Origin of the sequence: Marinilactibacillus psychrotolerans, assembly GCF_900101525.1 — a bacterium.
Classification (GTDB): domain Bacteria; phylum Bacillota; class Bacilli; order Lactobacillales; family Carnobacteriaceae_A; genus Marinilactibacillus; species Marinilactibacillus psychrotolerans.
Window position 1 is genome coordinate 1 of record NZ_FMZD01000004.1, and the last position, 22656, is coordinate 22656.

The window sequence follows — 22656 nt, forward strand, 5'->3', positions numbered from 1 at the left end:
TTTCCAGTATCCCTTCCCATTCTTTTAAATCAATCACTTTTGATTGTGGAAAAGAGTTCTCTAATTGGAAATCAGTTAGTAACCACCATGATATTTCTATTTTCTTTGCAGATCCTGGTTGTCCGTCTCAGCGTGGGCTGAATGAACACTCTAACGGATTGCTTCGACGTGACGGACTGCCAAAACAGATGGACTTTAATAAAACCGATCAATCCTTTATTTCTTCTGTTTCAAACTACAGAAATACGATTCCTAGAAAGTCTTTAGATTATAGAACCCCTATGGAAGTTTTTCATGAGCATGTATCAGATTGGAAACCGTCTAGCTTAATTTGACAAACGAGAAATTGAAAAAACTCCTTTAAAATATTGGTTGATACGTCTACTTCCAGTATAAAGAAATGATTTCATCTATTCACGTTATTTTTATAATTACCAATAATCTTTCTTGATTGAAGTTTTACAATAAAGCGCTTGTATGTAATGGATTACATCTTATACAATAAGTCTATAACAAATAGTTTTTACTGTCTTGAAACAGACAATATACTCAAGGAGGAACATATATAATGGCATTTAGAAAAGATTTTCTATGGGGCGGCGCAACTGCTGCCAATCAGCTTGAAGGTGGATACGATCAAGACGGACGTGGATTAGCGAACGTTGACGTGGTACCCGTTGGAGAAGACCGTGGACCAATCATTACAGGACAAGTAAAACATTTTGACTTCGATGAGGACCATTTCTATCCAGCTAAAGAAGCAATCGATCACTATAACCGTTTCAAAGAAGATATTGCATTGTTTGGGGAAATGGGCTTTAAAACGTACCGTCTGTCTATTGCCTGGACTCGCATTTTCCCTAAAGGGGACGAAACAGAACCAAACGAAGCTGGCTTGAAATTTTATGAAGACTTATTCAAAGAATGTCATAAATATGGTATCGAGCCGTTAGTTACTATTACTCACTTTGATTGCCCGATGCACTTAATTAAAGAGTATGGTGGATGGCGTAACCGTAAGATGGTTGGTTTCTACGAGAACCTTTGTCGTGCAATCTTCAATCGCTATAAAGGATTAGTAAAATACTGGTTAACTTTCAATGAAATCAATATGATCCTGCATGCTCCATTTATGGGTGCTGGATTAGCATTTGACGAAGGCGAAAATCAGAAACAAGTGAAATACCAGGCTGCTCACCATGAATTAATTGCTAGTGCATTGGCAACTAAAATTGCGCATGAAGTAGATCCTGAAAACCAAGTTGGTTGTATGCTGGCAGCGGGTAAATACTATCCAAACACACCAAATCCAGTAGATGTATTCGCAGCTCAACAAGAAGATCACGAAAACTACTTCTTCATCGATGTACAGTCTCGAGGAGAATACCCTGCGTACGCGATCAAAGAATTAGAACGTGAAAATATCGAGATTCCATTCGAAGAAGGCGACAAAGAATTATTGAAAAAAAATACTGTCGACTTTATTTCATTCTCTTATTATTCATCTCGTGTAGCTTCAGGCGATCCTAAAGTGAACGAAAAAACTGCTGGAAATATCTTTGCTTCAATCAAAAATCCTTATCTAGAAGCAAGTGAGTGGGGATGGCAAATTGATCCATTAGGACTACGCATTACAATGAACGATATCTATGATCGTTACCAAAAACCATTGTTCATCGTAGAAAATGGGCTAGGCGCAGTTGATCAACCAGACGAAAATGGCTACGTAGAAGATGACTATAGAATCTCTTACATGGCCGAGCATATCAAAGCAATGAAAGATGCTGTTGAGTTAGACGGTATTGATTTGATAGGTTACACTTCTTGGGGATGTATTGACCTTGTAAGTGCCGGAACGGGTGAAATGAAAAAACGTTACGGATTCATCTATGTTGACCGTGACAACGATGGTAATGGAACACTGAAACGTACGAAGAAAAAATCATTTGACTGGTATAAAAAAGTTATCGCTTCAAATGGGGAAGATGTAAGTAACGGTTAATTTATCGACAACAGGTAATGAAGAATAGGGACGTCAGCTGGATATAGCTGACGTTCTTTTATTATCTCTAATATTCTAATCTATTATTAGTTAAGTTTCTTTATCTATTGTAGAGATAATCATCTTTCTTTAAAATAAGACTAACAAACGAGGAGTGATGAAAATGGAGAATTTGCAAGGGAAATGTCTATGTGGCAAAACAGTTCTTACCGTCAGCCAAATAACGCACGATTTGACGGTCTGCCACTGTAGTATGTGCAGAAAGCAGGCGGCTGGGCCTATGTTTTACACCGAGAGAGTCCCAGATGACCAGATCCATTTCAATCAAAGACAGACAGTCGGCCTCTATCCTTCATCCAAAGAGATTGAACGAGGATTCTGTAATCAATGTGGAACATTCTTATTTTTCCGTAATACAAAACATCAGATGACTGCAATAAATCCGGAGTTGTTCGATGAACAAATCTCAGTTTTGAACTTTGAGAAAGAAATTTATTACGACGACAAACCAGACTACTATATTTTTGCAAATAAAACAGTTAAACGACCATAACGGAGGAAAAACAGTGAGCAAACGAACAGAATGGATTGAAGAAAAGACGATCCGACAATTACAGCATGCCTTAACTAAAGGGGAAACGACTTCAAGAGAATTAGTCCTCACATATTTTGAACGTATTGCAGAAATTGATTCTTCAGGCCCAAATTTAAATGCTTTAATAGAAATAAATCCGGACGCTTTGCATTTAGCAGATAAGTTGGATATAGAAAGAAAAAGTGGAAAAATAAAAGGGGATTTGCATGGGATCCCTATCGTTATCAAAGATAATATTGATACAAAAGATAATATTGATACAAAAGATAATATTGATACAAAAGATAAGATGCATACTTCAGCAGGTTCATTATTATTAAAAGACCACGTCGCAAAAGCAGATGCATTTATAGTTAAACAATTACGAAAAGCAGGAGCAATTATATTAGGCAAAACAAATCTGACGGAATGGGCAAATTTTATTGCAGAGGATATGCCAACTGGATATAGTTCACGTGGAGGTCAAACGTTAAATCCATATGGGAAAGAATTTATGGTCGGAGGATCTAGCGCCGGTTCGGGTTCTGCAGTAGCCGCTAATTTAGCCGTAGCTGGTATTGGAACTGAAACATCCGGCTCAATATTGAGTCCGGCAAGTCAGAATTCACTAGTTGGATTAAAACCAACGGTTGGCTTAATTAGTCGCAGTGGAATTATACCCATTTCTCATACACAAGATACAGCAGGTCCGATGACCAGAACGGTAGAAGATGCAGCAATACTACTAAATCTCTTACAAGGTTACGATAAAAAAGATCCAATCACGGAAACCAATCCAAATCTAGCGATAGATTATACAAAGTGTCTCTCAAGTAAGGGATTAAAAGGAAAACGAATCGGGATTACACGAAAGCCTTTCTTTGATTATGTAGACACAGAAAAACAAATTTTGATAAACCAAGCAATAGAAGAGATGAAAAAAGCCGGTGCAAAGGTTGTAGAAGATATTTCCATTCCTTCAGCTAATGAAAATTGGAACATCAATGTAATGATTTATGAATTCAAAGCAGCTGTGGAAACGTATTTGAAGACGATCGACGCTTCTATAGGATTGCATACACTAAATGATCTCATTAATGGAAATCGTCAAATAGGTAAAAGAGCATTGAAATATGGGCAAGCTTTATTTTATCAAGCAGAAGCAACAAGTGGTCAGCTAACAGAGACTGCATACTTGAAAAGTCTAGTTTTTGACCAAAAACAATCTAGAGAAAACGGAATCGATGCTGTAATAGACGAGCATAACTTGGATGCGGTCATCACTCCAAATAATGCAGGAGCTATGATTCCTGCCAAAGCTGGTTATCCATCAATAACTGTTCCAGCTGGCTATACAGAAGCAGGCGAACCGGTAGGTATGACTTTCACAGCCAGCGCTTATGCTGAATCAGTTCTACTTGAATGTGCCTATGCCTTTGAACAAAGCACAAAGTATAGAAGAAGTCCCTTTTGATAGATAAATAGAACAGGAGGATCAGGATGACGAAACACAAAATTTATACAATGAGTTTTGCCAGAGTTTACCCACATTATATTACTAAAGCAAAGAAAAAAGGACGGACGAAAGCTGAAGTAGATGAGATTATCCGCTGGTTAACCGGATATAGTCAAAAGGAAATAGAAGCTCAAATAGAAAAACAAACAGAATTTGAAATCTTTTTTAAAGAAGCTCCTCAGATGAATCCTTATAGAAGACAAATCAAAGGTGTGATTTGCGGGATACGAGTTGAAGACATTGAAGAACCCATCATGCAGGAGATCAGATATCTGGATAAGATGATAGATGAGTTAGCAAAAGGGAAAGCAATGGAAAAAATTTTCCGTGAAGGATAAGTAAGATACAGAGTGAGTCAATAGGTTGAATAAATAACTTTTAATGTATTGACTTTAATCTGTACTTTCGTTATATTCAATTAAAGACAAAACGAATCTGTAATTAAAGGAAGTAAATGATGAAATTCTCAAAAGCAACGAATTATGCATTGCATTCAATGGTCCATTTGGCGATGGAATCAGGTAATGAGGCGATTAAAGTAGAAGATTTAGCGAGTCGTCAAAAGCTGTCCCCGACATATCTGTCTAAAATATTGACTAAGCTTGCCAAAGCAAATCTGATTGAGTCTACTCCTGGAGTAAAGGGTGGGTATAGATTGTTACGAGCACCAGAGGAATGTACATTTTTAGATGTGATTCGAGCAACAGAAGGTTATGAATCTTTACTCAACTGTACAATGTCCCATGATGGCAAGTGGAACAAATCTTGCTTAATTGAACGAGCGATGTCAGATGTTGAAAACAAGATGGAAGAAGAACTAGCAAATAAAACCATTGCCAAAATATTGTCTGAAATGCATACTGAAAATTAGTGATGAGCTAATTTTGTTTTAATTATAGATATTGTAGATCTTTAATAGAGGTTATAGGAGGATTGAATAGGATGGATGTAGTTGTAATTGGTGGAGGTCCTGCTGGCATGAGTGCAGCTTTAGTAGCCGGAAGAGGAAAGAAAAACGTGGTATTGATAGACGAAAATAAACCAAGAAATGCTGTAACAAAGGAATCTCACGCTTTTTTAACTAGAGACAACATAAAGCCAGCAGATTTCAAAGAGAAAGGTAGAAGAGACCTGCTGAAATACCCGACGATCGCTATAAAGGACGGCAGGGTATTAGAGATTAAAAAAACTGATCAATCATTATTCGAATTAACGACAGAAGCGGGTGAAATTCTTCAGACTAAAAATGTCGTGATCACTCCAGGTCTCAAAGAAACGCTGCCAGCAGTTTCAGGAATTGAAAACTATTATGGAACCAGTCTGTTTTCATGTCCATTCTGTGATGGATGGGAAATGAAGGATAAACCTTTGATATTAATAGCAGAATCTGCACAAGCTTTACACGTAATAAAGTTATTAAAAAATTGGACAGATGATTTGATTGTAGCAACTAATGGTCATAGCGTTTTTGATACAGAGCAGAAAAAAGTCTTCGAACTCAATCATATTCGTTTGATAGAAGAGAAAATTACTGAACTTAAAGGCAATAATGGAGAATTGAAAAGTGTTGTTTTCAAAAATGGAGAAGAAGTCGAAAGGTCTGGCGGATTCTGTACAACCGTATTAGACAATTCGCTTCCTTTTATAGAACAGTTAGGGATAGAAGTGAATGAAGCAGGATATATTACCGCGGATATGATGGGACATACGAATGTAAAAGGGATTTATGCTGCGGGAGAAATAACTGGACCTTCTCAGTTGATCGTTTCTGCCAGCCAAGGGCATATGACTGGGGTAGGAATCATAGCCGATGCTTGCGAAGAAGCTTTTCAAAATATTTAGTATAATCAATATAATAATAAAAAAATGGAGTGTTGATCATCGGACATCTAGATAAATTTAATCAACTGGCAGCTACTTACGATACACCAAGAAATATAGAAATGGCTAAACGATCTGCTGAAGCTATTCGAGAGTTAATGGATAGAACACAGACTAGCAAAGCGATCGATTTTGGTTGCGGGACAGGGTTAGTCGGCTTGGAGTTAATAGATGAATTTGATTCTCTAGTATTTATGGATGCTTCAGCTAAGATGATTGAAGAAGTAGAGAGCAAACTAGCTGATTTAAATGTGGAAAAGGCGAGCACATTATGCTTGAATATTGAAGAAGAGGATATCTTACCAATTAAAGCAGATACGATTATTATTTCTCTAGTATTACACCATATAACAGATACTAAAAATCTATTATCACAATTCTACGATGCCTTAAACTTAAATGGACAATTACTAATCGTTGAAATGCAGAAACAAGAAATAAATGCCCATCATCATGGGCACGGAATTGACAGTACGGATTTAGAGAATGAACTTGAAGCAATTGGATTTCAACAGATACAAATCGATCGATTCTATGATGCAGAGAAAGAGAACGAAGGGCAGGAAGCTTCTCGTTATGCATTGAGTGCCAGAAAAATTTAAAATAAATAATTGAATAATCACTAACCAGCACTTTAAACGTATGGATTCGTTTAGAGTGCTTATTTCTATTACTGTATAGATACGGCTGCAAGATAACGGGTCTCAAAAGCAGACGGAACCTGTTATAATAAACTAAAGTTACTTAAATGATAAGATCAACCAAATTCATCTTTGAAAGGAATCGTGACATGCAAAAAGAATTTGACCATAAATTAAACACTATTAAATGGATTGGGATAATTACGATGCTAATCGATCATATGGGCTATTTTTTGTTTCCGCAGTTATTATGGATGCGAGTAATTGGAAGAATTGCTTTTCCCTGTTTTTTGTATGGCATTATAGAGGGGACTAATCGTACCCACAATTATAAAAAATATATAACACGATTATTAATGCTTGGAGTAATATCTATGCCCATTACTCCGAATACGTTAAATGTAATATTCCTACTTGCTCTATTTTCGCTTTCTATAAAATACAAGAAATATTTATTCGTCTTTTTACTGCTGAGTATCCCAGTGGAATATGGAGTTTATGGTATGTTATTTGGTTGGGCAATATATTGGATAAAAGAACAAGATCGCGATCAAGGTATTTTATTTTCCATTCTTGTACAATTTATAATGGGTATTTCGGTTCAAGCATTTTCTTTAATGGCTCTGCCGTTGTTTCTAAGCAATATAAGCCTTAAACTTCCTAAAGTATCTAAATATTTTTTCTATGTGTTTTATCCAGCACATCAAGGTATTTTAATACTGATTGTAATGTGGATAAACAGATAGAAATTAAGCAACAGAATAGCCTGAATCTAGTAGCTGGAATTTGAAACAGACGTTCTTTATAATGGGCCGACCTATATAAAGTAAGGTTGGCAATCTGACAAATCATGTAAATTTATAAATCAAAACATTCATCGACTATGTTAAATAATTCTTTAAGATACTGATAGTTTTTATTCCCAAAAGAGAAACAGATAAATAAACAATAACTTGAAGTCGTTTTATTATTTGTATACATAAGCAAATTAAATGACATAATTTCATATAAATAGTAAACTAAATGATAGCCCTTATTAAATAGACTCACGAAACGAAAGTTGATTATTTCTTTAAAGCTACGGTAACCAATCTCTGGGAGGAGACACTATTAAAATGGAATTAACAGAACTATTAAAATCGGTAGAGATTGATTCGAAACGTCTTGCTAAAGAAAAAACGAATACTGAAAAATTAAATATAAAAAATGTAGCCTATCACTCAAAAGAAGTTAGCCAAGATACAATCTTTGTTTGCATCAAAGGTCATCTAGCAGACGGTCATCAGTATGCAGAAAAAGCTGTTGCTAAAGGAGCTGTTGTTATTGTTGTAGAGCGGTTCATTAAGGATTTGGATGTTCTTCAGGTTAAAGTAAAGGACAGTCGAGAAGCTTTAGCTACCATATCTAGTAATTATTTTAAACAACCATCTAAGTCTATGCACATTTTTGGTATCACGGCAACGAATGGTAAAACGACAATTACATATATGACGGATGAGATCTTTAAAGCATATAAATTGAAAGTAGGACTAATCGGCACGATTATTACTAAAATTGATAACGAGATAGAAACTAGTGTTTTAACAACGCCAGAATCTTATGATTTACAGAAATACTTTGCAAAAATGGAAGATGAGGCAATATCTCATGTTTCTATGGAGGTCTCCTCTTCAGCACTTGAACTTAAACGGGTTCATAAAACAGCATTTGATGTAGTGGCGTTTACTAATATTAGCCCTGAACATATTAGATTACATGAATCTTTTGAAGCTTATTTTGATGCAAAATCGCTACTTATAAGAAATGCACCAAAAAATAGCTTTGCAATTCTGAATATTGATGAGCCGATATTAAATCCGCTGGTAAATCAAACGGAAGCTCAGGTCGTAACTTTTGGAATAGAAAATAGTTCAGGGATTGTTAAAATAACGGATATCGATTTATCGTCTGGTAAGCCGTCCTTTACCGTCAATATTATGTCCCGCCTTAATACATTAAATGGGACACAAATCAGCCCTGAAAAATTTAAGATTCAATTATCCGTTCCAGGCTATCACTCAATATATAATGCCACAACAGCAATTCTAACCGCGTTAATCAATAATATCCCTCTTGAATATGTTAAAAGAGGAAGTAATGGACCAGAATTAAGCGAAGAAATTGCAGAATCAATAGTAGGGTGGTTTAATAAAATGAATATAGAAAACATCATTTTAACAACCAGTCGATCGCATGTAATGAAAAAAGATGAGGTTACAAAAGAAGAATTAGAAGCATTCTTAGAAGTGATGCAGAAGAATAAAATAGATGTAGCTTTTTTTGAGGAGTTAGACGATGCGCTGCAACTAGGCGTTGAAAGGTTAAATCCGGATGACATCTTATTGATTTCTGGAGCCCATTCAATGGATACCGGAGCTAAAAAAACATTAGATTTATTGAAGCAAATGTATCCGAATGTTGACCACGAGGCAATAGATAGTGTAGTAGGTTCTAAAATAATTGGTATGGGTTGAAATTGAGTAAGTAAAATAAAATTAACTGGCTATGTTAAGTCTTGAGTTTCATCGGCTTAATATAGCTAGTTTTGTATGTTGAAAAACGTTTCTTAGTTAATATGCAAAGGTATATCCTTAGTAAATTATTTTAGATAGCATGCTTTTTTTAGAAGATAATTATTTATAGTTGACAAAGTAGAAAATGATGGTAAACTAATTGTGTAATCGGTTACAGATAGAGGGAGATAAGATGACTACAATCAAAGATGTTGCAGAATTTGCTGGGGTATCCGTTGCCACAGTTTCAAGAACGTTAAATAATAGTGGATATGTGGGAGAAGAATCCAGAAAAAAGGTAGAAAGAGCGATTAAAACTTTAGAGTATTATCCTAATGAAGTGGCTAGATCCTTGTTTCAAAAAACATCTAAGATGATAGGATTATTACTGCCTGATATCTCTAATCCATATTTTCCTTTACTAGCAAAGGGAGTAGAGGATTATGCTCAAGAAAAAGGATATATGGTAATTCTTGGAAATGTGGAAGATAATTTAGAAAAAGAAAAATCTTATGTTAAGTTTTTTTCACAATATAATGTTTCTGGAGTATTGTCAGCCTCCGCTATACAAAAAGATGCTAAATCAACCATACCATTTGTTTTATTAGATAGAGCAATGGAAAAAGAAGACTATTCCATTTCTACTGATGATCTCTTGGGCGGTAAACTAGCAGCTAAGGCAATTAAAGAAGCAAGAGCAGAGAGCGTTATTGTAATGGCGGGACCTAAAAAAGTACCAGGAGCTAATGATCGTCTTACTGGAAACCTTCAAATCTTAAACCGATCTAATATAAATTATAAAATCTTTGAAACAAATACTTATCAAGTTGATAAAGCAGAAAAAATAGCAAGAAGCCTTTTTGAAACCTTTGAAAATTTTGATAGTGTAATAGCAAGTAATGATGTATACGCACTAGCCGTTATGAAAGAAGCGATGAGACGGGGGTATCGTATTCCACAGGATATACAGATCATTGGTTATGATGATATGCCTTTTAGCCGCTACATGTTTCCGGGGCTTACTACTATTGCTCAACCAGCTTATGAAGTAGGGCACAGAGGAGCAAAAATGTTATTTAATTTAATTGAAAAAAAATCAATTACACAAAAAAGAGTTATTTTAAAACCGGATCTGGTTTGTCGAGATACTTTAAGATAGGAGCTTGAAAATGTCAAATATTGTAGTAGTAGGAAGTATATCAACAGATTTCATTGTTGGAGCTAATAAGAGACCTCTTGTTGGAGAAACGATAGAAGGAACAAGTTTTACCACAGATTTTGGAGGAAAAGGAGCTAATCAAGCCGTTGCTTGCGCTCGTTTAGGAGCAAAGACATCGATACTAGGAGCTGTTGGAGGAGATGAATTTGCGGAAAGACTTTTACAGAATCTTCAAAATAATAATATAAATATAAGCAATGTGGAACGGGTTACACATTCACCTTCTGGTTCTGCAGTGATCACTTTGGTTGAAGGAGATAATTCAATTATATATGTACCAGGAGCAAATGCTGAATATAATCCACTAGCGGTCAGAACTTACTTTGAAAATAGAAAAGATGAAAAAATTGATTTAGTTTTGGTACAAAATGAGACAAAAGAAGAAACGGTAGAAAGTTTAATTGATTTATGTAATCTGGAGAATGTGCCTGTTTTATTAAATCCAGCTCCAGCTAGAACAATAGCAAAGAATACTATTGATAAATTAACATTTCTGACTCCAAATGAAACGGAGTTTAAGACGATGTTTCCTAATGAAAAATTAAAAGATGTCTTAACACAATATCCAAAAAAATTAATAGTAACTTTAGGTTCAAAAGGAGCCATATTCCATGATGGTAAATCTATTATTAAAGTCCCGTCAATACCCGTAGAAAATGTAGAAGATACAACAGGGGCAGGAGATACCTTTAATGGAGCATTTGCTGTAGCGGTTACCTCGGGTCTGCAGATAGAAGAAAGTATAAAATTCGGGAATTTAGCTGCAGCTATTGCTATTCAAAATAAGGGAGCACAAAATGGAATGCCGACATTAAAAGAAATGAAGGGAAGAATAGAATATGAAAAAAAATGGGATCTTGAATAGCGAAATCAGTAAAATATTAGCGGATATGGGGCATACAGATCAATTGATTATTGCAGATTGCGGGTTGCCAGTTCCTGATGGAGTGAAAAAAATTGATCTATCGATATATGAAGGCATACCCAGTTTTGAAGAGTTATTAAACTTAATGATGAATGAAATGAAGATAGAAAAAGCGATATTGGCTGAAGAAATAAAAGGTAAAAATTCGAACCTTAATAAAAGAACAGTAGAAAAATTAAAAAGTTCTGATATTGAAGTTGTTTATATACAACATGAAGAATTTAAAAAACAGTCTCAATTTTCTAAAACAATTATTCGAACTGGAGAAGCAACACCCTATGCAAATGTGATTTTACAATCCGGAGTATTATTCTAGGAGGTGCAAAAATGAACATAGAAATGAAAGGGGTTACTAAATCTTTTGGCAGCAATTATGTCTTGAGAGGAGTGGACTTTGATCTACAAGCGGGTGAAGTACATGCACTAATGGGAGAAAATGGAGCTGGAAAATCCACCTTAATGAATATTATGACAGGGTTGCACAAAAAAGATGAGGGACAAATATTTATTGATGGAAAAGAGCAGCTATTTGATAGTCCCAAAGCAGCTGAAAATTATGGGATTAGCTTTATTCATCAGGAAATGATTACATGGCCAGAAATGACAGTTTTAGAAAATTTATTTATGGGAAAAGAAATGAAAACTAGTTTTGGTTGGATAAAAACCAAAGAGATGCAGAATAAGGCAGACAATATTTTTCGAGAACTTGGTATCCAAATAGACTTCGACAAACAAATGAAGACATTAAGTGTAGGACAACAACAATTAGTTGAGATTGCAAAAACCTTAATGAACGAGACCAAGGTCATCATAATGGATGAGCCAACAGCTGCATTAACGGATAGAGAAATTGAGCTATTATTCAAGATAATAAATCAACTTAAGGAAAAAAATGTAGCGATTGTTTACATTTCTCATCGGATGGAAGAGATTTTTAAAATTAGTGACCGGGTAACAGTTATGAGAGATGGAATCTCAATCAGTACTAAACCTACCAAGGACACATATTATGATGAAATTGTTCGTCAAATGGTTGGAAGAGACTTAGAGGATTATTACCCAACTATCGAAAGCGAGAAGGGAGAGATGGTATTAGAGGTTAAAGAACTATCTCGATTTAACCTTTTTAATGAAATTTCTTTCAAGCTACATTCAGGTGAAATAATTGGATTTTCTGGATTAATGGGATCAGGTCGTACGGAAATCATGCGGGCAATATTTGGGATTGATCGATTAGAAAAAGGGGAAATATTTTTAGAAGGTGAAAAAGTAGAGATAAAAACGCCGAATGATGCTATTTCAAAAGGAATTGGATTCCTAACAGAAAATCGCAAAGACGAAGGATTATTTTTAGATTTCTCTATACGAGATAATATCAGCATGACGGCTTTTGAAGAATTTTCTAAATATGGTTGGATCAATCGTAAAGAAGAAGCAGAGTTTGTAGAGCTACTAATTAAAAGATTGACGGTTAAAACAACAGATATGGAGTTGCCGGCATCTGCTCTTTCGGGAGGGAATCAGCAGAAAGTTGTGCTTGCCAAATGGATTGGTGCTGGATCGAAAGTATTGATTCTAGACGAACCAACTCGTGGAGTAGATGTAGGAGCCAAAAAAGAGATCTATAGTTTAATGAAAGAATTAACGGAAAGAGGCGTTGGTATTATTATGGTATCGAGCGACTTACCAGAAGTAATCGGCGTTAGTGATCGGGTGATTGTAGTTCATGAAGGAAAAATAGCAGGAGAACTCTCAAAAGAATCTTTATCTGAAGAAAAAATTATGACATTAGCAACAGGAGGATCTTAATGGAAGCTAAATCTAAAAGTATTGCTCAAACAAAAGCTAAAAGAAGTGAATTATTTAGGAAGTTAGGGCCACTAATTGCCCTAATAGTTCTAGTTACTGTGGTAACCTTTTTGAATACAAATTTTATCAGTCCGACAAACCTTTTAAATCTTTTAAGACAAGTATCTGTGAATGCTTTAATTGCCTTTGGTATGACATTCGTTATCATTACCGGAGGAATTGATTTATCAGTAGGATCCACACTAGCGCTTAGTGGAGCTTTGACTGCTGGGATTCTAGCGGCAGGTGTACCACCTGTTGTTGCGATTTTTGCTGGTCTATTGATAGGGGCAGCGTTAGGATTACTGAATGGTATTGTGATTACCAAAGGGAAAGTAGCACCATTTATCGCAACACTTGCTACAATGACAATATTTCGTGGATTAACGTTAGTTTATACAGAAGGAAATCCCATCACAGGATTTAGTGATGACTTCACATTTTTATTTTTTGGAAGGGGGTATCTATTCGGAATACCATTCCCAGTAGTATTAATGGCTATTGCCTTCGGGATACTATTTGTTCTTTTACACAAAATGACATTTGGTCGTAAGACTTTTGCGATTGGGGGGAATGAAAATGCATCTTATATAGCTGGGATCAAAAGTGATAGAGTTAAATATACCGTCTATGCCATTTCAGGAATGATGTCAGCGCTAGCCGGACTGATTTTAACTTCGAGATTAAATTCTGCACAACCTACTGCCGGGACCGCTTATGAATTAGATGCAATTGCTGCTGTAGTAATTGGTGGCACAAGCTTAGCAGGAGGAAAAGGACGTATAGTGGGAACACTTATTGGGGCGTTGATTATTGGAACATTAAATAATGGATTAAATCTCCTTGGCGTATCTAGTTTTTATCAGCAAGTAGTTAGAGGAATCGTTATTATTATTGCAGTATTGTTAGACAGAAAAAAATAGATAAATGGAGGAATTAACATGAAAAAACTTTTTGGACTATTAACAATCTTTACAATGTTTCTTTTAGGAGCTTGTGGTTCAGCAACATTAGAAGGCGAACAATCTGACGAAAGTGAAAAAGTAGCGGAAATATCTCCAGATGAAATGACTATTGGTCTATCTATTTCAACATTAAATAATCCATTTTTTGGTCAGCTGCAAGAAGGGGTAGAAGATAAAGCCGAAGAAAATGGTACGACAGTGCGAACAGTTGATGCTCAAGACGATACAGCTACACAAATTAATGGGATTGATGATTTGATTCAACAAGGCGTAGATGTTCTTTTAATCAATCCAGTAGATTCTGATGCCATCACACCAGCGATTGAATCTGCTAATGCAGCTGGGATCCCTGTCATTACCTTAGACCGTTCAAGTGAAGGTGGAGAAGTCGTTACATTAATTGCTTCAGACAATGTTCAAGGCGGAGAAATGGCTGCTGAACACATAGTTGAGCTTGTGGGAGAAAATGCTAAAGTTGTTCAACTAGAAGGAACCCCAGGAGCATCTGCTGCTAATGAACGTGGTGAAGGATTTAATAATGTGGCAAATGAAAAATTAGATATTGTAGATAGTCAATCTGCTAATTTTAGCCGATCAGAAGGATTAACCGTAATGGAAAACCTACTACAATCCAACTCAGATATTGATGCTGTATTTGCTCAAAATGATGAAATGGCATTGGGTGCTATAGAAGCTATAGAAGCAGCAGGATTAGAAGATATTGTAGTAATCGGATTTGACGGAAATGAAGATGCACTTGCTCAAATCGAAGAAGGTCGATTAGATGCAACAGTAGCGCAACAACCATATGAAATGGGCTCATTAGCAGTGCAAGCAGCCTATGACTATGTCTCAGGAAAAGATGTAGAAAACGTAATTTCTTCTCCATTAGAATTGATGACTGCTGAATAAAATTTTGAAAAGACGAGAATAACTATTACCCTTAAAATCATCTATCATATTATAAATATTTGAAATTGAAACCGCCTAAATCTGCTAAGATAAGATTTAGGTGGTTTTTTAATGTTGTATACCCATCTATGACAAAGTAAGTCATCGTATAATTCATTATTTGGTATGAAAGCCTATACAATTACTGTCAGTAAGCCCTTATAATGAAAAGTGTCAGGAGGGAAGAACATGCTTTTAGATAAGCGAAGCTATTCAATTATTGAATTACTAGTCCAAAACCCAAATAATCGAATTGCTGATTTAGAAAAGGAATTTCAGTTAACAAGAAGGCAAATCAATTACTCAATTAAGAAAATAAATGGTTGGCTAGAGAGTAATTGTTTGCCAACAATCAAGCGGAGTAAAAACGGCAGTTTTTCATTAGATCAGAAAGTTATTCAATATTTTACTAACTTAAGTAGTCAACAAGATGAGTCAGAACAATTGGAATATGTACCAACTGAGAAAGAACGTACGATTCTTTTAGTATTCTATCTTTTATCGAAAAAAGAAGAACTATCACTGGCTCATATTACGGATATCCTAGAAGTTAGTAAAAATACAGTAGTGAGAGATATAAAAGTTGCAAATGAAGGGCTAAGTAATTACGGGTTAGCCATTAGTTACACTAGAGCAGAAGGCTATAAAATCGAAGGAGAAGAATTGATAATCCGAAAATTGCTCAATTCTTTATTGGAAAAAATTCTTCAAATGTATAAAGGTCAATACTATTTAGAAAAAATTGGACAATTAAATGTAGAAGCCGTTCTTCCTGTCATTGAAAAAATAGAAGAAGTACTTGGTATTCAATATACAGATCAAAGCTTAGCTGTTTTACCTTGGTTGCTTTTAGTTAATAAAAGAAGAGTAAATCAAGGAAATGTATTGAAAAGGTCATGGCATGAATCTGTAGTTGATTTTCGAGATACAAGAGAATATGAGGTGATAAATGAACACTTAATACCTTTTATAAATCTGCTTGATCAAGAAAGAGAATGGTTGATTCTACAATTTCTTACTGCAAACTTTCAAGATTCTACTAAAAATGTGGTTGAAGATAAGGACTTGATTATGGCCATTAAAGAAATGATTTGGCTGTTTGAAGAAAAAACTTATCTAACGATTTCTAATAAACAATATTTACTCGAGAGATTGGCTCAACACCTGCGACCTGCCTATTATCGGGTGAAATATCAAATTAGTTTGAAGAATGACTGGTATCTAGATTATATAGAAAGAGAAGAGAGCTACACAGTTCTATTCGAAATTATCAAAGAGATTATACAGCCTATTGAAAAGTTGACAAATAGAATATTTAATAATAACGAAATTGCTTTACTGACCTTTTTCTTTGGAGCGGAACTATTGAATCAAGGTATATCTTTAGAAAACAAGATCAAAGCGGTAGTGGTTTGTACAAATGGAATTTCAATTTCCAGGATTCTAAATTACTCTCTAAAAGAGCTCTTTCCGGATTTTATATTTTTAAATGTTCTTTCTATACGAGAATTTAAAGAATATACAAGAGACTTTGATATTGCCTTTTCTACAGTACCTCTAGAAACAGATCAGAAAACTTTTCTATTGAATCCACTTATTACTGAGAAAGAAAAACAAGCATTACAAAAACAAGTTTATCAACATTTAGGGATTGATAAAAAAGAGCTTTCGATTACTAGATTATTATCTGTAATAAAAAAACATGCCAAAATTTATGATGAAGACCAATTAGTTTCTAGTTTGAAAAATATATTAAATAGTAATGTGGAAACGAAAGATCCTGTTGAATTCGAATCTTCTTTACCTTCTTTATTGAATTATCTTAACGAAGAACGGATTCGGTTTATTGAGGAAGTAGATGATTGGAAAGAGGGAATTCGTCTAGCCTGCGCTCCATTGGTTGAGGAACAAAAAATCACGCCGCAATATATCGAAACCTTAATCAACGAAAATGATACAGAACACACGTATAGCTTTTTAGGAGAAACGATGGCGATCCCCCATGCTGATAGGCCTAATCAAATACTAAATGATGGCTTTTCTATGTTGATCTTGAAAAGACCTATTCAGTTTAAGAATAAACATAAAGTTCAAATTGTTGTGCCGCTAGCTATTGAAGAAAAAACAAATCATCTAAAAGCGATTCTTCAATTACAAAAATTGGCAGAAGATACTGAATTGATGAAAGAATTAATGAGTAAGCATAATGCCGAAGAAGTTATTGAAATAATAAGAACAAAGTTATTGGATTTTGAAATAAAGGTATAAGAAAGAGAGGTTTAGTCATTGAATATAAATCAGTTTCCAATCATTACTGTCATATTTAGAGGGTTCAGCAAAGACCAAGTAATGATTGCTATAGAAGAGTTGGAAAAAAGTAGAAGAGAATATGCAGTAGAAATTACACTGAATTCTCCAGATGCGTTTACTACTATAAAAGCTGCTTCAAAAAAATATGGAAAAAGAATGTGGATTGGAGCAGGAACAGTAAAGAATTTAGATGAAGCAAAAATTGCGATTGATTCAGGAGCGAGATTTGTTTTATCCCCAATTGCATTAGATAGAGAAACTTTGAATTACTGCAAGAACCATGGTGTTTTAACGGTCCCTTCAGGGTTAACACCTACAGAAGTATGGAAATTAGTAGAAGACGGAGCAGATATTATAAAAGTTTTCCCTGCAGCTTCTATTGCTATTGATCACATGAAAGCTTTAAAAGGTCCTTTAGGCGATTTACCACTTATGGCTGTTGGTGGAATCAATAAAAATAATGCAAAGGCATACTTAATGAATGGCGCAAAGTATTTAGGAGTAGGCTCTAGTTTATTTAAAAAAGAAGATATTGAGCACAAAAATATTGAAGGTCTCAAACAGTCATTAAGAGCATTTGAAGAAGCAATAAATTAAAAGGAGGCGCAATTAAGTGGATGTGGCGGTTGAATTAAAAAAAGAAAATATTTTAACAAATTTGAATTTCCAAACAAAAGAAGAAGTTCTGCGCTTTCTTGCAAATCATTTGTATGAAGAAGGATATGTTAAGGAAGAATATAAAAAATCCATAGTAGAAAGGGAGCACAGATATCCTACCGGCCTTCCTTCAGCAGGAGTTAATATTGCTATCCCACATACTAATCATGATTTAGTAAATGAAACAACGATTGCTATTGGAGTATTGGATAAACCGGTTAGTTTTTATTCAATGGAAGATTCAAAAACACTTTTAGATATACAAATTGTTATTATGTTAGCTATTGGAGAACCAAAAGGACAAATTGAAATGCTGCAAAGAATAGTAGCAATTATCCAAAATGAAGCATTAACCAAAAAGGTTTTAGCATCTGATTCAACAGAAACAATCGTAGCCTTATTAGAACCTGCTTTAACAGAAAACAAATAAAATTGGGAGTGGTTTAAGATGAAAAGAGTATTAGTAGCTTGTGGAAATGGAATTGCTACGTCTACGGTAGTAGCTTCAAAAATTAGAGAATATGCTGAAGAAAAAGGGATAGCACTTCAAACCGATCAATGTAAATTAATGGAAGTTCCAGGGAAAGCAAGTAGTTATGATCTGGTTGTAACGACAGGTACATTTGGAGGGGATGTTGATACTCCGGTGGTTCGTGCCATTTCGTTATTAACTGGAATAGGACAAGAAGACACCTTACAAGAAATTATAACTAAATTAGAACAGTAAAGGAGAATAAACTATGTTAGATGCTCTTATGGCAGCGTTCCAATGGTTGATGGATGCAGGTCCTACGGTTATGCTACCTGTTATTATTACAGTGATAGGTGTTATATTCCGATTGAAAATTACAAAAGCTTTTAAAGCAGGATTAACATTAGGTATTGGTTTTGCAGGAATTCGATTAATTTTAGATTATATGACCTCCAACATTGGTCCTGCTGCCCAAGCTATGGTAAAGAATATAGGAATTGAGCTGGATGTATTAGATGTAGGATGGGGCGCGATTGCGGCTGTAACTTGGTCTTCACCTATTATTGCGATTCTTGTAGCGGCTATCTTGATCACCAATGTCGTTATGTTGATTTTAAAGGTAACCAATACATTAGATGTGGATATCTGGAACTATCATCATATGGCGATTGTAGGGATTATGGTTCATTATACAACTGGAAATGCTCTTTTAGGAATTGCAGCATCTGTTGTAATGGCTGCTACAACATTTAAAATTGCAGACTGGTCTCAACCTATGATTGAAAAGTTTTTTGGTATCCCAGGCGTTACTCTTCCTACCGTGTCGGCTACGTCTAGTTTATTAATTGCATGGCCGTTGAACTGGTTACTAGACAAAATTCCAGGTATTAATAAAATTCATTTTAGTTTAAAAGATGCTCAAAAAAAACTTGGTTTTTTTGGAGATCAAATGATTATGGGTCTGCTTTTAGGATCCATTATTGGATTATTAGCAGGATATAATATACAAGAAGTTTTACAATTAGGTGTAAGCATGTCTGCTGTATTAGTCCTTATACCAAAAATGGCTTCAATGTTTATGGAAGGCTTGATGCCTATTTCAGAAGCAGCTCAAAAATGGAGTCAAAGAGTATTTAAAGATCGTCAATTATTTATTGGTTTAGATGCAGCGGTAGTAGTAGGAAATCAAGATGTTATTACGACAGCATTAATCATTATCCCGTTAACTATATTTTTAGCTGTAGTTCTGCCAGGAAATCGGATGCTTCCTTTCGCAGATTTAGCTGTTATTCCTTTCCGAGTAGCACTCGTGGTTGCGTTAACTAGAGGGAATTTATTCAAAAATATTATCATAGGGTTATTCACAACGGCTGCTTTATTATATGCAGGTTCTATTACAGCGCCAGAATTAACCTCAATTGCACAAGGAGTAGGGATTGATATTGCAGTAGTAGGAACAGCATTATTCATCAGTTCATTTGCAGCAACTAGTTTAACCCATAGTTTCTTAGTTTATCTAGCCTTTACGATGAATCTGTTCATCTCTATACCCATTATGCTAATAGTTATTGGTGCTTGTTGGTATTACTTTGAAGTGATTAAACCTCGTCGTGGAGATTTTTATGATGCAGATAGGCAAGAAGTATCTGTTCAATCTGACAACTTAGAAATTTGAAATTAGATAGGAGAGAAAGTATGAAAATTTCAGATATTACTGTTTATAAAATAAAACCAAGATGGATTTTTATCAAAATAAGTACAGACGAAGGAATTGATGGATGGGGAGAAATGATCTCAGGAACTAAAACGGAAACTGTAGTAGCAGGAGCATATGAAATGGGGAATAGGATTATTGGAAGAGACCCATTTGAAATTGAACGTTTATGGCAAGAGTTGCATCGGTCATTTTTTAGATTTGGACCGATTAATAGCACGGTTATTTCAGGAATTGAGATGGCACTTTGGGATATAAAAGGAAAATATTATAATATGCCTGTCTATGAATTTTTAGGTGGCAAAACACGAGATAGAATAAAAGTCTATTCCTGGATAGGGGGCGATAGACCAGATGATATAGTTGAACAGGCCCAAGATCGTTTAGATAGAGGGTTTAAAGCAGTAAAAATGAATGGAACAGAAGAGTTGCATTATATTGATTCCTTTAAAGAAATAGAAAAAGTAGTGGAAAGAGTTGGATTATTACGAGACAAATTTGGGTATGAATTAGATATAGGAGTGGACTTTCATGGTCGTGTTCATAAACCTATGGCAAAAGTACTAGCAAAAGAGTTAGAACAATTTCGACCAATGTTTTTAGAGGAAGTAGTTTTACCTGAAAATGAAGAGTCATTTAAAGAAATCGGAAAAGTTACCTCTACTCCACTTGCGACTGGTGAGCGGTTACAAACACGTTGGCAATTTAAAAATATATTTAAAGAAGGAATAATCGATATTATTCAACCAGATATTGCATTGGCAGGAGGCATTTTAGAAACAAGGAAAATTGCGGCTATGGCAGAAGCTCATGATATGGCCGTAGCGCCTCATGCACCATATGGGCCAATTGCTCTTGCAGCTACACTACAACTAGATGTATGTACTCCGAATGTTTTCATACAGGAACAAAGTTTAGGCATTCACTACAACAAAGGTTTTGATTTACTAGATTTTGTCCATAATAAAGAAATCTTTCAATATAAAGATGGTTTTGTTGGTATACCAGAAAAGCCAGGTTTAGGGTTAGAATTAAATGAAGAATTAATTGAAGAAATTTCTCAAGAAGGCTTGGTTTGGACAAACCCTAAATGGAAAAATTATGATGGTACAATAGCTGAATGGTAAAGAGAATAATTGACTGAATTAATGAATATCAAATGATAAAGTTATATCTAAAATAATATCATCAGCGAATTCAAAAAAGATAATGAAGATTCAGCAATGAAACTTTTATTAATATAAATACAATATTTTTCTCAAGAATAAAGCACAGTACCCAAGAAAATAAGGATACTGTGCTTTAATTCATTCATCATTTTTATTGTTTTTACTTGTATAAGTTGCAGCCCCGATAACGGTCCCTAGGGCAATGCCAATTGCTAATCCAACAGCTAGATTATCCATCATTATTCCAATGGCAGCTCCTAAAGCTACCCCTATACCAATTCCCATACCCGTACTTGAACCAGCAGCTGAATCTTTTTCTTTTGGTGACTCGTTATCTGTATCTTCTTTCACAAGTTAGGACTCCTTTATTTTTAATGTAGCATAAACAAATAATAAAGTACATTCATAAAGCGGATACAAGCTAATCCCTCTTTTATATGATATGCTTTTTAAAACTATACTTGAAAGAAGGAAACTAATGGACTCTCTAATTAGTAAGTTGCAAAAAAAGAAATCTACATTAAGTAATTTAGAAAATCAAGTTCTAGAGTATATTTTAGCAAATCCTCTTGAAGTCTCAGAAAGTACGATTGAACAGTTAGCTGATAAACTTTTTATCTCTACCGCAACAATTTCTCGTACAGCAAAGCATCTTGGTTTTAAAGGGTTTCAGGAGTTGAAATATGCTATCTTACATTATACAAATAAAGAGCGAGGCCAGACCAATATTAAAGAGTTATCAAAAGAAACTTCTCTTTTTAGTGATAATTTAAACCACCAAATTTCTAAATCTTTTGAAAATATTCAGGATGAAGTTGTCAGTAAAGTAACAAAGCTAATGAAAGAAGCGGATACGATAGAGATTATAGGAGTAGGTGGAAGTTTGCCAAATTGTATAGATACAGCAAAAAAACTTATAGCACTTGGAAAAAAAGCTACAGCTCGAACAGACTGGGATGAATTAAGATCGATTTCCAGATCATTAACTCAAAAAGACTTAGCTATAATAGTCAGCTTAAGTGGGGAAACAATTCATGTTACTGAATATGCTACTAATTTTGTGAAGAATAATGTTCCTATCGTTGCGGTTGTAGGGGTCAGTAATAGTTCTTTAGAGAAAATGGCTACCTATACTTTGAAGGCATTTGTGGAACCTCTATATTTTGGAGAAGTAGATTTGAGTTCTAGAGTAGCACTAACCGGTATATTAGATTTGTTGTTAATTCGATATGCAGGAGAGAAGCCTTAGATAATGTAAAT

24 protein-coding genes are annotated in these 22656 nt (G+C 34.9%); 23 read left to right on the forward strand and 1 reads right to left on the reverse strand.

Translation table 11 applies throughout. From position 1 onward, the window contains the following. The 22 genes from BLT22_RS02840 to dgoD all read left to right on the forward strand — a co-directional run. A partial coding sequence (locus tag BLT22_RS02840) for an IS30 family transposase (protein ID WP_143020616.1) occupies positions 1–335 on the forward strand: 335 nt, incomplete at its 5' end. Positions 336–568: 233 nt separating this feature from the next. Continuing rightward, a complete protein-coding gene (locus BLT22_RS02845) occupies positions 569–2002 on the forward strand; it encodes a 6-phospho-beta-glucosidase (protein ID WP_091760471.1) in 1434 nt (477 codons plus the stop codon). A gap of 163 nt (positions 2003–2165) precedes the next feature. Further along, positions 2166–2555 carry a GFA family protein gene (locus tag BLT22_RS02850; RefSeq protein ID WP_176935298.1) on the forward strand — a complete coding sequence of 130 codons (390 nt, stop codon included), beginning with the start codon at positions 2166–2168 and terminating at the stop codon, positions 2553–2555. A 13-nt stretch (positions 2556–2568) separates the two neighbouring features. After that, on the forward strand, positions 2569–4050 hold the full coding sequence (locus BLT22_RS02855; RefSeq protein WP_091760477.1) for an amidase family protein: 1482 nt from the start codon (positions 2569–2571) through the stop codon (positions 4048–4050). Between the two features lie 26 nt (positions 4051–4076). Continuing rightward, positions 4077–4430: a DUF2200 domain-containing protein gene (locus BLT22_RS02860; RefSeq protein ID WP_091760480.1), complete on the forward strand. Its 354-nt coding sequence runs from the start codon at positions 4077–4079 to the stop codon at positions 4428–4430. Positions 4431–4549: 119 nt separating this feature from the next. After that, complete coding sequence (locus BLT22_RS02865; RefSeq protein ID WP_091760483.1) at positions 4550–4963, forward strand: Rrf2 family transcriptional regulator; 414 nt, start codon at positions 4550–4552, stop codon at positions 4961–4963. A 71-nt stretch (positions 4964–5034) separates the two neighbouring features. After that, positions 5035–5934, forward strand: coding sequence for an NAD(P)/FAD-dependent oxidoreductase (locus BLT22_RS02870; protein ID WP_091760486.1), 900 nt, complete (start codon positions 5035–5037; stop codon positions 5932–5934). 32 nt (positions 5935–5966) lie between these two features. Continuing rightward, a complete protein-coding gene (locus BLT22_RS02875; protein WP_371861794.1) occupies positions 5967–6575 on the forward strand; it encodes a class I SAM-dependent methyltransferase in 609 nt (202 codons plus the stop codon). 188 nt (positions 6576–6763) lie between these two features. Continuing rightward, on the forward strand, positions 6764–7360 hold the full coding sequence (locus tag BLT22_RS02880; protein WP_176935300.1) for a TraX family protein: 597 nt from the start codon (positions 6764–6766) through the stop codon (positions 7358–7360). Positions 7361–7729: 369 nt separating this feature from the next. Further along, a complete protein-coding gene (locus BLT22_RS02885; RefSeq protein ID WP_091760497.1) occupies positions 7730–9127 on the forward strand; it encodes a Mur ligase family protein in 1398 nt (465 codons plus the stop codon). A 232-nt stretch (positions 9128–9359) separates the two neighbouring features. Then, entirely contained in the window at positions 9360–10325 is a 966-nt protein-coding gene (locus tag BLT22_RS02890) for a LacI family DNA-binding transcriptional regulator (protein ID WP_072693082.1), read from the forward strand. A gap of 10 nt (positions 10326–10335) precedes the next feature. After that, the gene (locus BLT22_RS02895) at positions 10336–11250 is read left to right on the forward strand and encodes a ribokinase (RefSeq protein WP_091760500.1); all 915 of its coding nucleotides are present in this window, start codon (positions 10336–10338) and stop codon (positions 11248–11250) included. Then, positions 11225–11626, forward strand: a complete 402-nt coding sequence (rbsD, locus tag BLT22_RS02900) for a D-ribose pyranase (RefSeq protein ID WP_091760502.1) — start codon at positions 11225–11227, stop codon at positions 11624–11626. Before BLT22_RS02895 ends, rbsD begins: the two co-directional genes overlap by 26 nt. 11 nt (positions 11627–11637) lie before the next feature. Then, complete coding sequence (locus tag BLT22_RS02905; protein ID WP_091760505.1) at positions 11638–13119, forward strand: sugar ABC transporter ATP-binding protein; 1482 nt, start codon at positions 11638–11640, stop codon at positions 13117–13119. Then, the gene (gene rbsC / locus BLT22_RS02910) at positions 13119–14081 is read left to right on the forward strand and encodes a ribose ABC transporter permease (protein ID WP_091760508.1); all 963 of its coding nucleotides are present in this window, start codon (positions 13119–13121) and stop codon (positions 14079–14081) included. Before BLT22_RS02905 ends, rbsC begins: the two co-directional genes overlap by 1 nt. An 18-nt stretch (positions 14082–14099) precedes the next feature. After that, complete coding sequence (locus BLT22_RS02915) at positions 14100–15035, forward strand: D-ribose ABC transporter substrate-binding protein (protein WP_091760511.1); 936 nt, start codon at positions 14100–14102, stop codon at positions 15033–15035. Positions 15036–15263: 228 nt separating this feature from the next. Further along, positions 15264–17342 carry a BglG family transcription antiterminator gene (locus BLT22_RS02920; protein ID WP_091760513.1) on the forward strand — a complete coding sequence of 693 codons (2079 nt, stop codon included), beginning with the start codon at positions 15264–15266 and terminating at the stop codon, positions 17340–17342. Positions 17343–17360: 18 nt separating this feature from the next. Beyond that, positions 17361–17981 carry a bifunctional 4-hydroxy-2-oxoglutarate aldolase/2-dehydro-3-deoxy-phosphogluconate aldolase gene (locus tag BLT22_RS02925; RefSeq protein ID WP_218127229.1) on the forward strand — a complete coding sequence of 207 codons (621 nt, stop codon included), beginning with the start codon at positions 17361–17363 and terminating at the stop codon, positions 17979–17981. Between the two features lie 22 nt (positions 17982–18003). Next, entirely contained in the window at positions 18004–18471 is a 468-nt protein-coding gene (locus tag BLT22_RS02930) for a PTS sugar transporter subunit IIA (protein WP_091760800.1), read from the forward strand. 18 nt (positions 18472–18489) lie between these two features. Beyond that, entirely contained in the window at positions 18490–18768 is a 279-nt protein-coding gene (locus BLT22_RS02935; RefSeq protein ID WP_091760516.1) for a PTS sugar transporter subunit IIB, read from the forward strand. A 13-nt stretch (positions 18769–18781) separates the two neighbouring features. Beyond that, positions 18782–20188 (forward strand): PTS galactitol transporter subunit IIC, encoded by a 1407-nt coding sequence (locus BLT22_RS02940; protein ID WP_091760519.1) that lies wholly within the window; start codon positions 18782–18784, stop codon positions 20186–20188. Positions 20189–20208: 20 nt separating this feature from the next. Next, positions 20209–21354: a galactonate dehydratase gene (dgoD, locus tag BLT22_RS02945; protein WP_091760521.1), complete on the forward strand. Its 1146-nt coding sequence runs from the start codon at positions 20209–20211 to the stop codon at positions 21352–21354. A 180-nt stretch (positions 21355–21534) separates the two neighbouring features. On the opposite strand, the gene BLT22_RS02950 is transcribed toward dgoD, so the two are convergent. Beyond that, positions 21535–21747, reverse strand: a complete 213-nt coding sequence (locus BLT22_RS02950; protein ID WP_091760524.1) for a glycine zipper domain-containing protein — start codon at positions 21745–21747, stop codon at positions 21535–21537. A 127-nt stretch (positions 21748–21874) separates the two neighbouring features. On the opposite strand from BLT22_RS02950, the gene BLT22_RS02955 reads away from it, so the two are divergent. Further along, positions 21875–22645 (forward strand): MurR/RpiR family transcriptional regulator, encoded by a 771-nt coding sequence (locus tag BLT22_RS02955; RefSeq protein WP_171034422.1) that lies wholly within the window; start codon positions 21875–21877, stop codon positions 22643–22645. Positions 22646–22656 lie beyond the last annotated feature (11 nt).

Bases quoted from the DNA above. Each gene is read 5' to 3' on its own strand.
- BLT22_RS02935 (WP_091760516.1), top strand. From the start codon at position 18,490: ATGAAAAGAGTATTAGTAGCTTGTGGAAATGGAATTGCTACGTCTACG.
- BLT22_RS02920 (WP_091760513.1), top strand. From the start codon at position 15,264: ATGCTTTTAGATAAGCGAAGCTATTCAATTATTGAATTACTAGTCCAA.
- BLT22_RS02915 (WP_091760511.1), top strand. From the start codon at position 14,100: ATGAAAAAACTTTTTGGACTATTAACAATCTTTACAATGTTTCTTTTA.
- BLT22_RS02895 (WP_091760500.1), top strand. From the start codon at position 10,336: ATGTCAAATATTGTAGTAGTAGGAAGTATATCAACAGATTTCATTGTT.
- BLT22_RS02955 (WP_171034422.1), top strand. From the start codon at position 21,875: ATGGACTCTCTAATTAGTAAGTTGCAAAAAAAGAAATCTACATTAAGT.
- BLT22_RS02845 (WP_091760471.1), top strand. From the start codon at position 569: ATGGCATTTAGAAAAGATTTTCTATGGGGCGGCGCAACTGCTGCCAAT.
- BLT22_RS02940 (WP_091760519.1), top strand. From the start codon at position 18,782: ATGTTAGATGCTCTTATGGCAGCGTTCCAATGGTTGATGGATGCAGGT.
- BLT22_RS02885 (WP_091760497.1), top strand. From the start codon at position 7,730: ATGGAATTAACAGAACTATTAAAATCGGTAGAGATTGATTCGAAACGT.
- BLT22_RS02865 (WP_091760483.1), top strand. From the start codon at position 4,550: ATGAAATTCTCAAAAGCAACGAATTATGCATTGCATTCAATGGTCCAT.
- BLT22_RS02870 (WP_091760486.1), top strand. From the start codon at position 5,035: ATGGATGTAGTTGTAATTGGTGGAGGTCCTGCTGGCATGAGTGCAGCT.
- BLT22_RS02890 (WP_072693082.1), top strand. From the start codon at position 9,360: ATGACTACAATCAAAGATGTTGCAGAATTTGCTGGGGTATCCGTTGCC.
- BLT22_RS02905 (WP_091760505.1), top strand. From the start codon at position 11,638: ATGAACATAGAAATGAAAGGGGTTACTAAATCTTTTGGCAGCAATTAT.
- BLT22_RS02880 (WP_176935300.1), top strand. From the start codon at position 6,764: ATGCAAAAAGAATTTGACCATAAATTAAACACTATTAAATGGATTGGG.
- dgoD (WP_091760521.1), top strand. From the start codon at position 20,209: ATGAAAATTTCAGATATTACTGTTTATAAAATAAAACCAAGATGGATT.
- BLT22_RS02850 (WP_176935298.1), top strand. From the start codon at position 2,166: ATGGAGAATTTGCAAGGGAAATGTCTATGTGGCAAAACAGTTCTTACC.
- rbsD (WP_091760502.1), top strand. From the start codon at position 11,225: ATGAAAAAAAATGGGATCTTGAATAGCGAAATCAGTAAAATATTAGCG.
- BLT22_RS02860 (WP_091760480.1), top strand. From the start codon at position 4,077: ATGACGAAACACAAAATTTATACAATGAGTTTTGCCAGAGTTTACCCA.
- rbsC (WP_091760508.1), top strand. From the start codon at position 13,119: ATGGAAGCTAAATCTAAAAGTATTGCTCAAACAAAAGCTAAAAGAAGT.